The organism is Acinetobacter sp. Res13-Abat-PEC15-P4-01 (genome assembly GCF_015676285.1).
Taxonomy (GTDB): Bacteria; Pseudomonadota; Gammaproteobacteria; order Pseudomonadales; family Moraxellaceae; genus Acinetobacter; species Acinetobacter nematophilus.
On the sequence record NZ_JADAIN010000020.1, the window covers coordinates 288,554 to 302,884 of the forward strand.

Genomic DNA, 14,331 nt, shown 5'->3' on the forward strand with positions numbered 1-14,331 from the left:
TTCATTGATATCTCAAGGAGTAAACAGAATGTTGTTGAAATTGTTTTTACTCGATGTCGTGATTATGCTGATCAGTTGGCTCATCGTAACCTATAACAAACGTGCTGGTTTAGTCGATGTTGCCTGGAGTTTCTGTATAGCAGTAAATGTTATTTGTGCTGCTTTTTTGCTGGATATTGCTCCATTGAGTGTACGTATCTTTGTCGGGCTTTCAAGCAGTATCTGGTTTCTTCGTTTGACATGGCATTTATTTCGCCGTTACTGGCATGAAACAGAAGAAGACCGCCGCTATGCCAATATGCGCCGTGCGATGGGACAATTGAAACACTGGGGTTTCTTGGCATTTTTTATGTTTCAAGCGGTACTGGCGCTTTTGTTTTCTTATCCGATGCTGGCGTTATTCAGCTCCCCAGTAACACAGTGGAAAGAATGGATTTATTGGGCAATCACTGCGGCTGCTCTCATAATGTTGCTGGCTTTTACTGGTGAAAGCACTGCTGATCAACAGCTATATCGTTTTAAACAGAATCCAAATAATCAAGGTCAGACCATGGATCAAGGTTTATGGAAATATTCACGTCATCCGAATTATTTTTTTGAATGGTTACATTGGTTTGCCTATCCAATTTTAGGTTTGGCAGCAGGACTTTATCTGCTATGGATTTATCCGTTGCTGATGTGGCTGTTTTTATATTACATCACTGGTATTCCATTTAGCGAACAACAGGCATTACGTCATCGTGGTCAAAATTACCAAGATTATCAACAGCGAACGTCAATGTTTATTCCGCGGCAACCAAAAGAGTAGATCACAACATGGATTATATTATTCAACAGTCTTTAAAGCTGGTCGAAAGTGGACTGATTCCAGATCAGGCTATACGTGCGGCGATAAGAAGCTTAAGTAAAAAGCGTTTAACTCAAGAAGGGCGCTATGATCCTGAATTGGGTAGTCAGCGTTATATGGATGTTGTGAACATGCTTAAACGCAGTGACATTGCAATTGAAACTGATAAAGCGAACCAACAGCATTATGAACTGCCTACTGAGTTTTTTCAGGCTGTATTAGGAAAGCACTTAAAATATAGTGCCAGTCTATTTACCGATGCTGAAACCAGTTTAGATGAAGCGGAAGCGTTGGCCTTGGCATGTTATTGCGAGCGAGCAAAATTAAAAGATGGTCAACACATTCTGGAAGTTGGCTGTGGTTGGGGATCTTTAAGTCTATGGATGGCTGAGCAATACCCAAATGCTTCCATCACAGTGGTATCAAACTCAGCAACACAACGCGCTTATATACAGGAACAAGCCAGATTACGACAGTACAATCATTTGAAAGTCATCACCTGCGATGTGAATGTATTAGAACTTGAAGCGGGTGTATATGATCGTGTGGTATCGGTGGAAATGTTTGAACATGTGCGCAATTACCAAAAATTATTTGAAAAAATAAATCTCTGGCTTAAACCTGATGGACTATTGTGGTGCCATATTTTCTGTCATCGGTTTTTACATTATCCATTTGAAATTAAAAATGAATATGATTGGATGTCGAAATACTTTTTTAGTGGAGGACTCATGCCATCTGCATCAACTTTCTTACATTTTCAAGATCATTTGCAATTAGAACAGCATTGGCAATGGTCTGGTAAACAATATGAGAGAACAGCAAATGCCTGGCTTGAAAATATGGACCGACAGCATCGAAGTCTAAAACCATTGTTTGAACAAACCTATGGTAAAGATGCAGCAATTTGGTGGCAACGCTGGCGAATCTTTTTTATGGCTTGCGCTGAACTTTTTGGTTTTGACCAAGGACAAGAATGGATTATCGGTCATTTTTTGTTCCACAAGAAAGCCGTATAATTTAAATTGAAAGTGCAGTTCAGCCGGCGACACAAGGGATATATTTATGCTGAGGCTATTTAAGGGCAACCGTGCTCATCCCTTGGGTGAAGTGTTTAATCGATATTACTGGTTGCAAATTGGACTGATTGCTTTATCGATCGTGGTGGGTATTACCTGTAGTGCGTGGGTGATTAAAGGCACATTATTGAAAACTGCCCTTGAACAGGAAATGGAGCATTATTGGATGCGTGTAGCGCGTAATCCAAATGCGGATTTGCCCGATACTAAAAATCTATATGGATATCGCTGGACTCAGGTAGCGCCGATCACTTTTCAGAATCTGCATTTAACACCAGGCGTGGGACGTCATTTTGTTGATGGTAAAGAGCGTATGACTGTTTATGGTGAGCGTAACGGACAGCATGTGCTTTTGGTTTTTGGTGAAAGTAATGTCAATAAACTGATCTGGCTGTTTGGTTTGGCACCGCTCATGTTCAGTTTATTTGTACTGTACAGCGTGCTTTGGTGGTGGAACCGTCGTGCACGTCGTTATTTTTCTCCAATCACTCGACTTGCGAATGCCTTAGAAAATATTGACTGGGAACACCAGAACAAGGGAGCATCACCCTTTAAGGATATCGGTACTGATGCGAATATGGAAGCAGAATATTTAAAACAGGCGTTAGAGAAATATCATCAAGTTTTAACTGAATTTATTCATCGTGAACGTGAATTCAGTCGTGATGTCAGTCATGAACTACGGACACCTTTAACTGTCCTGAAAGGGAATGTCCAGCTTTGCCAAGCTCGTTATGGAGATAATAAAGTCTTTGTTCGTTTGAGCAATACAATAGAAGATATGCAGTTATTGGTTGATACATTATTGGCAATTGCGCGCAATACAACCAATACACTGACTCCAGAACAGAGTTCAATATTCAAGATATTACAAGAACTACAAACTGATCTTGAAGGAGTGGGACAAGTGAAAGGAATACAAATCAATCTTTATCAGGAGATAGAAGATCAGACACGACAGTTGTATCCCTCTATGACAAAAATGGTTTTTGGCAATATTTTACGTAATGCCCTCAATTATTCCCAAGGATCAGAAATCGATATCATCCTACAAAAAAACAAAGTTCTAATTGCTGATAACGGGATAGGTATTGATTTACCCAACGAAATTAAAGTACAGGATTTATCTAGTCCTCAATTGAGATTGCAAACAAAAGGCTATGGCATTGGACTGCAACTGGTGCAGAAGCTGTGTAGACAGCTTGGCTGGCGTGTAGGGTTATTTGATCGCCTGTATTATTTGAGTGTTCATAATAATACTGCTTTAGTACCTTCCACAGGATTGGTTGTTGTGGTGTATCTTAATTAAACGAATCAGGTTCAAGAGAAACTTTTAATCCTACTCCGGATACTGTATGGATCAATTTTTGATTAAAAGGCTTATCCACCATTTTTCGCAGATTATAAATATGGCTGCGTAGTGCATCACTTTCAGGTTCTGCATCTCCCCAGAGTTCTATTATAATTTCTTGTTTGGTCATCACCTTGGGTGAATTTCTCATCAATAATTTTAATAATTTAAATTGAATAGGTGGAAGTTCTATACTTTTCCCGGCACGCTGAATCGTTTGCTGTGAACTATCCAGTATAAGATCATGGATTTGTAATTTGCTATTTGAAACCTCTCCTGTAGATCTTTTGATTAATGCCCGAACACGCATAACCAGTTCATTGAAGTCGAAAGGTTTAATCAAATAATCATCAGTTCCTGAAGAAAACCCTTTAATTTTGTCATCTAAGGTGTCACGCGCTGTAAGCATGAGCACGGGAATATCTATCCCTTGTTCTGTTCTTAACCACTGACAAAGATCATAGCCAGATCCATCAGGTAAATTGATGTCCAATAAAAGAATATGATAAGGATTATTTTTCAATAAATTTCGTGCTGTAAATAAATTGCGTGCATGGTCAATGACAAAACCATGAGCTTCTAAAAACTCACAGAGTGTAGAGGCTAATTCGTAATGGTCTTCCACCATAAGAATAAAATATTTTGTCATGACAATAACTTTATGTTGTTAATTCAGGAGTTGCTGTTTCAATTTAACACTAAACGGCTCAGAACCTAACCAAATTCTGAAATATTGGTTGGCATTTTGGTTTTGAATATGACCTAATATTTTTCCATTGAGTGAAAGCGTTAATGTTTGCGATGAATGAACATAACTTAATGTGTATACATCGCCATTCTTTACCGGTTTATAGAGTTGGGTAATTTGGTTAAGAATAGATATGGCTTTAAAATCAGAGATGTTTTTGTTTAAAAAGTGGGTAGCTGCGCGCTTAAATGCCCATTCAGGAATATTCTGGCTGTATGAAAAATTCATTTGAATACTTTGGTTTTCCCAGTTCTGTTTACATGACTCTGCAAAGTAGCTTACCTGACCAATCTGTTTGGTACCGACTAAAATGGCACCATTTCCACATTGTCTTGTAGGCGCAGCTTGAGCACCGCAAATGCTGAGGGATATACCTGCCGCAGACATAATCAATATGGTGATTTTTTGAATGTTAGTGCCCATGAATATAAGCCTCCGAAATAAGGTAATTGGCGAAACAATCCATTTGCAGGATCCCAAAAGTCTTGTTGGAAAATAATTTGCTGATCTTTATTCACTTTAATTTCGCTGATGCCATATGACGCCATTCTTTTATTCACGCCAAAAAATTTAAAATCATAAGCCATATACCAATGAATATAGGCTGAATCCTGATGGTGGGTAGTGTTTAATAATCTGACGCTTGCATTGCTGACTCGCTTGTTCATGCCTTTAAAATGTTGAATCAAATTTTGCCGTGATGAAAATTGGGAAAGTGTGTCATTGATATAGAGTTGATCTGCGTATAATGAACTTGCCTTACTGACGAATTCAGGTGTACCCAAAGTATTGAAGACGGATGTAAAACGCGTTCCAATATCCAATGCTTGAGTATCATTCAATGTAATACCGATTAGATGATCTCTAGCCTTGGCATAATCTGAGGAATAACTTGGAATACTTTTACACCCAGATACACAGAGTAATGTGAATATGGAGGCAAATATTTTTTTTGAGTTTTTCACGATCATTATCCATTTTTAAGCATATTGACCACTGTAGATAAACACGTGTGAAAGAGGTGTGAAGTTAGATGGAAAAGATATGCTGTCATCTATTCATTTCTAGCTGTATTTTGGTTAGCATGAATCATGGAACAGGCATCTTATCAAAAGTAAAAAACAATCATATCTTTCTCATTTCTGGTGTTTTCTGGAGCTTCACCCGGTGTAAGAACTTCACCAATAAAATATAGCTGCCTGTAACATTCAACTTCGGTCTTTAAATTTTAACTTTTGAAATAATTCTTATCTCGCAATAAAATTTTTTTCAATGAGATTGTAAAACTGAATTGGATATAAGACGGATATGATTATTGGCAAATCACAATATTTTTAATTTATTGGGGATTTTTAATGGAGTTTAATAAGAGGTTTAGATAAATAAAAACAACTCATAAATGGTGATTCATTTTAAGTTATTTATAAAATAGTTCGTAAAAAGATCTAATAAATAATTAGCTCTAAAAAAACGAATTTTTACAATAGTTTATAAAAATTACAGTGCTATACAGATATATTTCTTTTTATAAACAAATTTCAACAATAAATTTTTTATCCCTAAATAATAATGAAGTTTAATTCAATTAACTGTATGGATATTGAGTCATGAATACTAAAGTAAATAATAATATTTTTGATGAATTAAGAAAAAGTCACGATAAGCAAAGAAAGTATTCCGAACAACTTATTCAAACCTCTGGAGATACTGAAGAAAGAAGAAGCTTGTTTGATGCATTGAAAAATGAACTTTTTGCCCATGCAGTTGCTGAAGATCGATATTTTTATATTCCTTTAATGATGACAGATCCTGGTTTGAATATTACGCGACATGCACTTTCTGAACATCATGAAATGGATGAATTGTTAGAGCAACTCACTGAGACAAAATTCAGTCATCCAGGTTGGCTAACCACGGCAAAAAAACTTTCAGAAATTATTCATCATCATTTAAAAGAAGAAGAGCATAGTTTTTTTCAGCAGGCGGGTAAAATATTAGACGAAAACGAGAAAAAAGGTTTGGCTAAGCAATACGCTGCTGAATATCAAAAGTATCTAAATAAAGATAAAGATAGTCTGGTTTAACAGGGCTATCTTGATCGAGTGCTTAAAGCGCAACTTGCTTTGAGAGCATGCGATCTGGGGTTGATGACAAATTTAGCTGATGTACCATGGATATATCGCTATTTTAGGTTGGCAACCCCATTACAGCAGAAGTGATGGAATGAGCGTTCTAACGGGTGCTTTTTAGTGGTGATTTAACGATACAGATTTCAATTATCTAAAATTTTTTATTTCCATCATTGATGTTATCCTGCCTGAATTGAATGTTAATTTGTTTAAAAATTGTGTAGTAAAGAGAAACACTGATTGAGATGTTAAAAATAAAATGTATAAGATAGATTAACTGTTCTTTAAAATGAAAGAATCAATCGCACGGATGTCAGCTTATGGCGAATAAAAATAATCAGCCTTTAGCATCATCACAACTTCTTGACTTGAGTGAGTTGGTTGGTTGTGAAGAATGTGATGCGATTTATCGTAAAGTTGACTTGTTGGTGAATGAGCGTGCTTATTGCACCTGTTGCGGTGCTGAGTTGTATCGACGTAGCCGACCTTTGTCATCACTGCTTGCCTTGGTAATTACAGCACTGATTATATTTGTCATTGCCAACAGTTTTCCTATCGTAATTGTGGAGTTACAGGGCAATACTTCACAAACCACGCTGATAGGAGCGGCATGGACGATGTTTCATATTGAACGTCCTTTTGTCGGGGCACTGATTCTGATGACTACATTTGTTGTTCCTCTGATTGAATTGTTATTGCTGAGTTATGTTTTAAGCTGTGTTGGACTGTTTAAATACAGACCTCGCCATCTCAGATTGGCTATGAAAACTTTATTTTTATTTCGAACATGGGGGATGGTGGAAGTCTTTTTAATTGGTGTATTGGTCACCTTGGTCAAATTGGTCGGTATGGTGACCGTCATTCCGGGTATTGCACTTTGGGCATTTACGATTTTAAGCATTCTGTTGGTTTATATTGCTTCGGTAAAGATTAAAGATCTTTGGGATGAAGTCGATCGGAGCTTAGCATGACGCAAAGACATCACCATGATACTGAGAATTCATGGTTAGAACATCTTTCTGATGTCGATTTACAGTCCAAAAACTATGTGCGGGCAAAAGATGTCGGATTCATCCAATGCCATTGCTGTGGTTTATTAAATTTTGCTGGTTCCAGCAGGGATACACATGCAGAGCTAAAGTGTTCGAGGTGCAAAAGTGGATTACACTCGCGTAAACCGCAAAGCTTAAACCGAACGTTTGCTTTAGTGATTGCCGCAGCAATTTTATATATTCCAGCCAATGTAATGCCGATGACAGTCACGGATTCTTTATTGGGCCGTCAGCAAGATACGATCATCAGTGGAGTCATCTACTTTTGGCAAAATGGGGATTATCTGGTGTCCGTAGTCATTTTCATGGCAAGCATTTTTATCCCAATTTTAAAATTATTAATTTTGATTTTTCTCTTGATTGCCGTGTATATGCAATCATCTTCAAGGTGGCATTTTTCACCCGAACATTGTGCACTGCTATATCGGATTGTTGAATTTATCGGTCGTTGGTCGATGATTGATGTGTTTGTTGTCGCTTTATTGACCGCTCTTATTCAAATTCAATCTTTAGCAACGATCTTGGCCGGACCTGGAGCTGTTGCTTTTGGTGCAGTCGTTGTACTCACCATGTTTGCCTCACTGAGCTTTGATCCAAGATTGATTTGGGACAATTATTTCAAGGCTCACAAGTTGAATTCCCAGCAACCCCAACAGATGAACACAACCGTTATTCATCAATTTAAAAGTTAAAACGAAATCATATCCTCATGATTAAATGCTAAAAGAATGATCACTATGCCAGACAATACACCAAACAAGCAAGATTCTACACCCAGCCCAAGTGAGACCACGGAGAATGGTGTATTTCTCGCCGAACCTGAAAAGAAAAAGGCGCGCTGGCGACCTGCGTTGATTTGGCTAGTTCCTTTCGTTGCACTCCTGATTGCATTGTCACTTGCTGCGAAAGCCATACTGGATACAGGTCCAAGTATTGAAGTGTCCTTTCGTACCGCAGAAGGTTTGGTGGCAGGTAAAACCACGGTACGTTATAAACAAGTGGATATCGGCTTAGTTCGTCAAATCGATCTTTCTGATGATCGTTCGCATGTGATTGCGAAAATTGAATTACGCAAAGATGCCAGTAATTTTGCTGCTAAGGATTCACGTTTTTGGGTGGTTAGACCACGGGTAGGTACAGGGGGAATTTCCGGGATTGATACATTACTGTCGGGTGCTTACATTGAAGTGGATGGCGGCAAGGCAGAGCAAAAACAGGAAACTTTCACCGGGCTTGAAGTTCCCCCTGTTGTCGCTTCTGATATTCCGGGGAAAGTTTTTTTCTTAAAAGCACAGGATTTAGGTTCTTTGGATATAGGTGCACCAATTTACTATCGTAAAATCAACGTGGGACAAATCACTGCTTACAAATTAGCAAATGATGGGAAAAGTGTTGAATTACAGACTTTTATTCAGTCTCCCTATGATAAGTTTGTAACTACGGATGCGCGTTTTTGGCAAGCAAGTGGGGTAGATGTTTCTTTAAATGCATCGGGCTTTAACTTAGATACTCAATCTCTTGCCAGTATTGTTGCAGGAGGGATTGCATTCGGTTATCCAGAAAATTCAGCAGGAAGTATTGCACCGAATCACAGTTATTTTACCTTATCAGAGTCTCGTAAAGAAGCGATGAAAGAACCCGATGGTAAGCCTCGTCCGATTATCATGTATTTTGATCATTCATTACGAGGTCTAACAGCTGGCGCGCCTATTGACTTTATGGGCATCGAAATCGGCAATGTGAAAGCCATTAATGTTGAGTTTGATCCATCTTATACCCAATTAATGATGCGTGTAGATGCGACTATTTATCCATCTCGACTGGCTCATGGTAAAGAGCTTGATCCTGATGGTGAAATTTTCAAAAACTTTATTGCAAATGGCTGGCGTGCACAGATGCGTACAGGAAATTTGCTAACAGGTCAAAATTATATTGCCTTTGATAAGTTTCCAAAAGCCAAGCCGGCTACTTTGAAAATGCGTGCGGATGGACGTGCTGAAGTTCCAACAACAGCAACAGAATTAAGTGGTTTACAGGCTCAAGTGTCACAAATTGCGGATAAACTGAGTAAGTTTCCACTGGATGAAATCGGACAGGATGTACGTAAAACATTCAGCAATATGAATAAGACTATTGAATCGACAGATAAACTTGTGAAACAGTTGGATGATAAGGTTGCACCAAACTTACAAGCAACATTGAATGATGTCCGTAAGACAATGCGATCCAGTGAATCGATTTTATCCAGTGATGCACCGATGCAGCAGGATGTGCGTAAAGCTTTGCAGCAAATGACTAGAGCTGCTGCTTCATTACAGTTAATGGCTGATTATATTGAACAACATCCTGAATCATTGATTCGTGGTAAAAAAGCAGAGGCTAATAAATGAAAAAAATAGATAAAAAATTATTCCATACTGCTTTCATTGTAAGAGGTACTGGCGTTTTATTCGCTGCAATATTTTTGTCGGCATGTTCAAGCTCACCAGTACCGAACTACTATAGTTTAACCGCTCAAGTATCTCCCTTAGCCAACTCAAAGGTGACTGTCATTGAGGTCTTGCCTGTAGGATTGCCTGATCGCATCAACCGTGCGCCCATTGTGATTCAAGATGTTACGGGAAAATCACAAATTTTAGACAACGAACGCTGGACTTCAACTTTAGGGACAGAACTGCGCGATAATTTATCTGCGGGTCTGCAACAAAAGCTGGGTGCAGTTGATCGTTACAATAGCGGTATGGTTGGGGGAAAAATTTCTTATCGTATTGCCACTGATTTTTCACGTTTTGACATAGTTAATTCCACAAATCAGGCGAATGAGAAAGTCGAAGTGTCTGTTGCCTGGATTGTGAAACGCAATGATCCTACTATTACTTTGGATCAAAATTCTAACCAAAATCAGCAATTGGCATGCCGTATGAGTTTTAATCAAGCGATAGCAAGCAACAATAAGCAGATGCAGCAAGTTGTCAGTACAGCCAACAGCGCTTTAAATCGCGTTGTTGATGCTGTGGCGCTTTCGATCATATCCCTAGATGCAAACAAATCAGCTCGTATTGATGGTGTGACTTGTACTTAGTCTTGCTAAACACGTAAAGAGAACTGATCTTTGGATTATTGGAGTTTGTCGGTTGATTTTAAGTCGAGATGCAATAGCCTATATAGGCTTTGAATTGATTGAGACAATCCAATCATCGGATATCGGAAATATTATGTCGGTATATATTCGTGATCCAGATGAAAATTTAATAGAAATTTCAAATTATCTAACTGAATAAAAAAGACCCTAAAAAATAGGTGTGCTGGCGCGATCCCCATCGACATTCTAATATGGCAATCGCTTGTTTAGAAGCAAGAAATATTTTCAATTAAAGAAATTGGAAGAGATATGCAAAAAATAATAAGCACTGCTAGACACAGCTTCGTGCTTCGTAAAGCAAGGGCTGAGGATTTATCTGAGGTGTTGGATATCTTTGATGACGTTGTGGCATGGTTGGTTTCTATTGGAAATACCCAACAATGGGGAGTAGAACCGTGGTCTACCTCAGCCAGACAGATCGCTCGCGTCACAGAAACACTTGCCTTGCCTGATGCCTGGGTTGTTGAAACACAAAGCGGTAGAATATGTGCAGCAATTGTTATGGGTGATGCTATGTCTTATGTTCCATCCGCAGCTCAGCCAGAATGTTATATACGTTTACTTATCGTAAGACGGGACCAACAGTATAAAGGAATAGGACGTCAATTATTGGCTTTTGCTGATCAGCTAGCGAAAGAGAAGGGGATCCATCATCTTCGACTGGACTGTTATGCGGGGGGTAATGGAAATCTAGTCAAATTCTATGAATCTTGTGGTTATCGATCCACATTGAGTTTTCAGGATGAGGGATGGCATGGGCAAGTGTTAGAGCGCGATTTATAATAAAAGTATCGGTGTGAATAAATCCGCTTAGACATTTTCAAGATCTTTGGTCAAAAGCAAGCTGCTGTTCTTCCAGATCGAAATGTGCTTGTGTTTCGGATATTGCTGATCAGGGCTTCTCTCAATTTCGATTTATTGATTTAAAAGAAATGAGTAAATTTTTTAAAAAAAACAATCAAGTATGCTCTATGATTGCTTGTTTTTGTAAATATTCCCCCCATTTTCAACATCAAACAGCGCTTTACTCCCAATTTTCAAAAAGGTAAATCAACTTTCTGAATTTAATAGATTCGGCTGATTCGGGACTTATCGGGCTTTTGCGATTTGTGTAAAAAGCGCTGAATTAAATCGACAGTTATAACAAATCTTACAACAATGCACCTAAACAAGTAACAAGAAGGTGCCTAAACGAGTACACCCAGATGCCAATTTTTTGTTAGCTTAAAAACATACATATTGGTGGAGTAAGAAATGTCAAAAAAAGTACTATTTATCACTTCAAACTCTGGTGTAGAGCATGATGAACTTAAAAAGCCATTAGACTTTATAAATGGTCAAGGAATTGAATGTATTCATGCTGCAATTGAATTAAAAGAGGTGCAGACCGTTCTGCATGATGAGGAAAAATCTGCATCTTATACACCTAATGCAACTTTAGAAAAACTGGACCCGAATGATTACGATCTACTGGTTATTCCAGGTGGAACGGTGAATGCGGATCAATTAAGAATTGATGAAAATGCGATAAAAATTATCCAATCATTTACAGACAGTAGAAAAACCATTGCCGCAATATGTCATGGTCCTTGGACACTTATCAATGCGGATCGAATAAGAGACAAAAATTTAACTTCATACAAAAGTATACGTTTAGATCTAGAGAATGCGGGTGCGAATTGGATGGATGAGCAAGTACATCGCTGTAGTACGGGGGGCTGGGTATTGATCACTTCACGTAATCCTGATGATATTCCTGCTTTTAATCAGGCTATATTAAAAGAACTCGAATAATTTATTGATAGTTTAATACGTTTAAAAATTTGGGTCTCTTGTCTTGATTTTATCAAGGTTGGAGACTCAGTTTTTAAGAGCCAGATGCTTGTGATAATTTTTATGCATGACGGTATACTGTAAAGCCCATGATTATTTGTCACTGTGGTGCCCACCAAGATCAAAATCAGTTGGCATTTTACATCTAAAATGAAAACATCTCTCCGGTTTAAACTGTGAAACAGTTGATCATACTGGATTTGCTTAAAAGTAAATTGAAGTATCTAGGATTGATCAATCCAGTCGAAAAATGGAATGAATGAAATTCTGTTGTGGATCTGGATTTTCAAAATCATGAATGGCAGTTGTGCCGCAGAACTTCATATTTTTGCTCGCTTTAACAGTCAATCATGTAACAGTTGTGCTTGGTAGCGTTGACTCATTTCTATATAAAAGGCACTCAATATCCATTCATGAAGAATCTTCAAAATTCATAAGGCAGACAGGTTTAAAAGGTAAAATCTTTACCATATAGACTCCAACAGTAAAAGGCATAGGCAAATTTCCCAACTTGCAATAAGGTCATAACTTTCATTGAGAAAGTAGAAAATGTGTTTAAGCGACCACAGGCTGAAATAACGGAAAATTTATAATTTGCATTCAATGAGCTATTGCAAAAAGACACGGCTAAACCGATGATTAAAACAGTTAGGAGATTAACAATCACAGTTTTGAAACGAAAATTTTCAAATGGTGTGTTCAATTCAGAACTTATTGCCTAACGTGAACATGCGCCTAAAATAGATCAGATCGCGATAGTTAAAAGTAACACAGACATGCTTCTGCTCTATGTGTTGTAGAAGAAAATAGCGAGAGATATAGAGCTTGATTAACATAGACCAAGTACTTTAGGTCTTCTTTAAAAAAATCGGAGTGCAGAAATACGCAAGCTGCTTAAAGGGAGACGTGGTTATCATGAGCATGAACTGGCAATTTATAAAAAGGTGGATAACCACTCATTAAATTATGACTTTACAATAATTTAAAAAAATAAGCATGTGGATGGTGTCTTGAAAATAAAAAAATTAAAAGGATTGAAGATTAATTTTTTTACTTGAGATTCATATAGTGAGACATTGACTCATTTGGAGTCTTGATGTTTTTGATTAAGATTATAATGTAGTGAGAATTTAAAAATTTAAGATTAAAGCTGATTTTAGTAATTGAACGCAGAGCTTAAAAGGGATTGAAAAATTAAATTACATATTTAAAAAGAATAAGAATACAAAGTTGAATCTGAATTAGGATATAGTTTGAATTATTTCAAATTTAGAGAATACGCTATTGTGTATCTATGAAATCGTACTTCAAGATGAGAAATTTCAATTACACAAGCTCGTAAAAGTTAAGGACACTATTTACGATTCCATTCAAAGAAAAGAATTATTCACGTGGTTTTGGATCTATGCTGAGACATCTGAATTTTTTTATTTTGATTTATGGGATCAATTGGATCATGCAAAAATAGGTCAATATATTAGTTATAAAAATTTTATTTTTAAAGTGGTGAGTGTTAATAATAACAAAAAAATAAATTATTCATAAATCATTATCTTTTATCATCATGATAAAACATTTAGTGAACATAAAGGAACTGTTTTGTTTAATGCATTGGAGGATATTTAAGGTTCAAATTTATTTAGGAATATCAACGTGGAAAATTTAAATCAAGATTATGAACAGATTAATACATTAATAAAAGATATTCGATTTGTAATGGTCACATTTATCACTGAAGAAGGGCATTTACATTCTATTCCCATGACTACGCAAGATACTGATTTTAATGGTATCGTATGGTTTATTGGTGCTAAAAATTCTGAATTAGTTAAAAATATCCCTGTTCGTCAGCAGGTCAATCTAGGCTATAGCCATATTGCAAATAATGATTACGTATCAATTAATGCTATTGCAGAGTGTGTAAATGATCCAGACATCCTTGAGCAATTATGGTCACCAGCCTATGAAGCATTTTTTGAGCAGGGGAAAAACGATCCCAACATTCAATTGATTCGTGTCGTATGTAATGGAGCACAATATTGGAAAGGGAATGGAAAGTTGGTGACCCTATTCAAACTGGCCAAAGCTTCTCTTACAGGGGAAACTGAGCAACTTGGTAGCAGCCAGTCTGTAAAGCTTTAAATAATGGC

General features: G+C 37.3%; 15 protein-coding genes. 12 read left to right on the plus strand and 3 right to left on the minus strand.

The genetic code is table 11. From position 1 onward, the window contains the following. Positions 1-28 precede the first annotated feature (28 nt). The 3 genes from IMO47_RS08350 to IMO47_RS08360 are packed head-to-tail and all read left to right on the plus strand — an operon-like array spanning position 29 to position 3,235. Positions 29-808 (plus strand): DUF1295 domain-containing protein, encoded by a 780-nt coding sequence (locus tag IMO47_RS08350; protein ID WP_196077585.1) that lies wholly within the window; start codon positions 29-31, stop codon positions 806-808. 8 nt (positions 809-816) lie between these two features. Then, the gene (locus IMO47_RS08355; RefSeq protein WP_196077584.1) at positions 817-1,866 is read left to right on the plus strand and encodes a cyclopropane-fatty-acyl-phospholipid synthase family protein; all 1,050 of its coding nucleotides are present in this window, start codon (positions 817-819) and stop codon (positions 1,864-1,866) included. A 46-nt stretch (positions 1,867-1,912) separates the two neighbouring features. Next, positions 1,913-3,235 carry a HAMP domain-containing sensor histidine kinase gene (locus tag IMO47_RS08360; RefSeq protein WP_196077583.1) on the plus strand — a complete coding sequence of 441 codons (1,323 nt, stop codon included), beginning with the start codon at positions 1,913-1,915 and terminating at the stop codon, positions 3,233-3,235. Here IMO47_RS08360 and IMO47_RS08365 read toward each other — a convergent pair. Genes IMO47_RS08365 through IMO47_RS08375 form a run of 3 tightly spaced genes read right to left on the minus strand, consistent with a single transcriptional unit; the run spans position 3,228 to position 4,996 of the window. Next, positions 3,228-3,926, minus strand: a complete 699-nt coding sequence (locus tag IMO47_RS08365) for a response regulator transcription factor (RefSeq protein ID WP_196077582.1) — start codon at positions 3,924-3,926, stop codon at positions 3,228-3,230. The two genes, IMO47_RS08360 and IMO47_RS08365, sit on opposite strands and share 8 nt — an antisense overlap. An 18-nt stretch (positions 3,927-3,944) precedes the next feature. Continuing rightward, positions 3,945-4,448, minus strand: a complete 504-nt coding sequence (locus tag IMO47_RS08370; RefSeq protein WP_196077581.1) for a chalcone isomerase family protein — start codon at positions 4,446-4,448, stop codon at positions 3,945-3,947. Next, on the minus strand, positions 4,415-4,996 hold the full coding sequence (locus IMO47_RS08375; RefSeq protein ID WP_196077580.1) for a DUF2358 domain-containing protein: 582 nt from the start codon (positions 4,994-4,996) through the stop codon (positions 4,415-4,417). The genes IMO47_RS08370 and IMO47_RS08375 overlap by 34 nt, the downstream gene beginning before the upstream one ends. Positions 4,997-5,632: 636 nt before the next feature. Between IMO47_RS08375 and IMO47_RS08380 the strand changes: the two genes are divergently transcribed. The 9 genes from IMO47_RS08380 to IMO47_RS08415 all read left to right on the plus strand — a co-directional run bounded on the left by IMO47_RS08380 (position 5,633) and on the right by IMO47_RS08415 (position 14,323). Beyond that, on the plus strand, positions 5,633-6,109 hold the full coding sequence (locus tag IMO47_RS08380; RefSeq protein ID WP_196077854.1) for a hemerythrin domain-containing protein: 477 nt from the start codon (positions 5,633-5,635) through the stop codon (positions 6,107-6,109). A gap of 365 nt (positions 6,110-6,474) precedes the next feature. After that, positions 6,475-7,125, plus strand: coding sequence for a paraquat-inducible protein A (locus tag IMO47_RS08385; RefSeq protein ID WP_196074532.1), 651 nt, complete (start codon positions 6,475-6,477; stop codon positions 7,123-7,125). After that, complete coding sequence (locus tag IMO47_RS08390; RefSeq protein ID WP_196074533.1) at positions 7,122-7,898, plus strand: paraquat-inducible protein A; 777 nt, start codon at positions 7,122-7,124, stop codon at positions 7,896-7,898. The genes IMO47_RS08385 and IMO47_RS08390 overlap by 4 nt, the downstream gene beginning before the upstream one ends. Before the next feature lie 45 nt (positions 7,899-7,943). Beyond that, positions 7,944-9,596, plus strand: coding sequence for an MlaD family protein (locus tag IMO47_RS08395; protein WP_196074534.1), 1,653 nt, complete (start codon positions 7,944-7,946; stop codon positions 9,594-9,596). Beyond that, positions 9,593-10,288 (plus strand): ABC-type transport auxiliary lipoprotein family protein, encoded by a 696-nt coding sequence (locus tag IMO47_RS08400; protein WP_196074535.1) that lies wholly within the window; start codon positions 9,593-9,595, stop codon positions 10,286-10,288. Before IMO47_RS08395 ends, IMO47_RS08400 begins: the two co-directional genes overlap by 4 nt. A 309-nt stretch (positions 10,289-10,597) precedes the next feature. Then, the gene (locus tag IMO47_RS08405) at positions 10,598-11,131 is read left to right on the plus strand and encodes a GNAT family N-acetyltransferase (RefSeq protein ID WP_196074536.1); all 534 of its coding nucleotides are present in this window, start codon (positions 10,598-10,600) and stop codon (positions 11,129-11,131) included. A gap of 471 nt (positions 11,132-11,602) precedes the next feature. Next, entirely contained in the window at positions 11,603-12,142 is a 540-nt protein-coding gene (locus IMO47_RS08410; protein ID WP_196074537.1) for a type 1 glutamine amidotransferase domain-containing protein, read from the plus strand. Positions 12,143-13,465: 1,323 nt separating this feature from the next. Continuing rightward, positions 13,466-13,726: a hypothetical protein gene (locus IMO47_RS19600; RefSeq protein WP_227552186.1), complete on the plus strand. Its 261-nt coding sequence runs from the start codon at positions 13,466-13,468 to the stop codon at positions 13,724-13,726. Positions 13,727-13,834: 108 nt separating this feature from the next. Then, on the plus strand, positions 13,835-14,323 hold the full coding sequence (locus IMO47_RS08415) for a pyridoxamine 5'-phosphate oxidase family protein (protein ID WP_196074547.1): 489 nt from the start codon (positions 13,835-13,837) through the stop codon (positions 14,321-14,323). Positions 14,324-14,331: the final 8 nt, after the last annotated feature.

Excerpts from the sequence above, each read along its gene's own strand:
- IMO47_RS08385 (WP_196074532.1), top strand. The coding sequence starts at position 6,475 with ATGGCGAATAAAAATAATCAGCCTTTAGCATCATCACAACTTCTTGAC.
- IMO47_RS08395 (WP_196074534.1), top strand. The coding sequence starts at position 7,944 with ATGCCAGACAATACACCAAACAAGCAAGATTCTACACCCAGCCCAAGT.
- IMO47_RS08350 (WP_196077585.1), top strand. The coding sequence starts at position 29 with ATGTTGTTGAAATTGTTTTTACTCGATGTCGTGATTATGCTGATCAGT.
- IMO47_RS08370 (WP_196077581.1), bottom strand. The coding sequence starts at position 4,448 with ATGGGCACTAACATTCAAAAAATCACCATATTGATTATGTCTGCGGCA.
- IMO47_RS08410 (WP_196074537.1), top strand. The coding sequence starts at position 11,603 with ATGTCAAAAAAAGTACTATTTATCACTTCAAACTCTGGTGTAGAGCAT.
- IMO47_RS08380 (WP_196077854.1), top strand. The coding sequence starts at position 5,633 with ATGAATACTAAAGTAAATAATAATATTTTTGATGAATTAAGAAAAAGT.
- IMO47_RS08355 (WP_196077584.1), top strand. The coding sequence starts at position 817 with ATGGATTATATTATTCAACAGTCTTTAAAGCTGGTCGAAAGTGGACTG.
- IMO47_RS08360 (WP_196077583.1), top strand. The coding sequence starts at position 1,913 with ATGCTGAGGCTATTTAAGGGCAACCGTGCTCATCCCTTGGGTGAAGTG.
- IMO47_RS08400 (WP_196074535.1), top strand. The coding sequence starts at position 9,593 with ATGAAAAAAATAGATAAAAAATTATTCCATACTGCTTTCATTGTAAGA.
- IMO47_RS08405 (WP_196074536.1), top strand. The coding sequence starts at position 10,598 with ATGCAAAAAATAATAAGCACTGCTAGACACAGCTTCGTGCTTCGTAAA.
- IMO47_RS08375 (WP_196077580.1), bottom strand. The coding sequence starts at position 4,996 with ATGATCGTGAAAAACTCAAAAAAAATATTTGCCTCCATATTCACATTA.
- IMO47_RS08390 (WP_196074533.1), top strand. The coding sequence starts at position 7,122 with ATGACGCAAAGACATCACCATGATACTGAGAATTCATGGTTAGAACAT.
- IMO47_RS08365 (WP_196077582.1), bottom strand. The coding sequence starts at position 3,926 with ATGACAAAATATTTTATTCTTATGGTGGAAGACCATTACGAATTAGCC.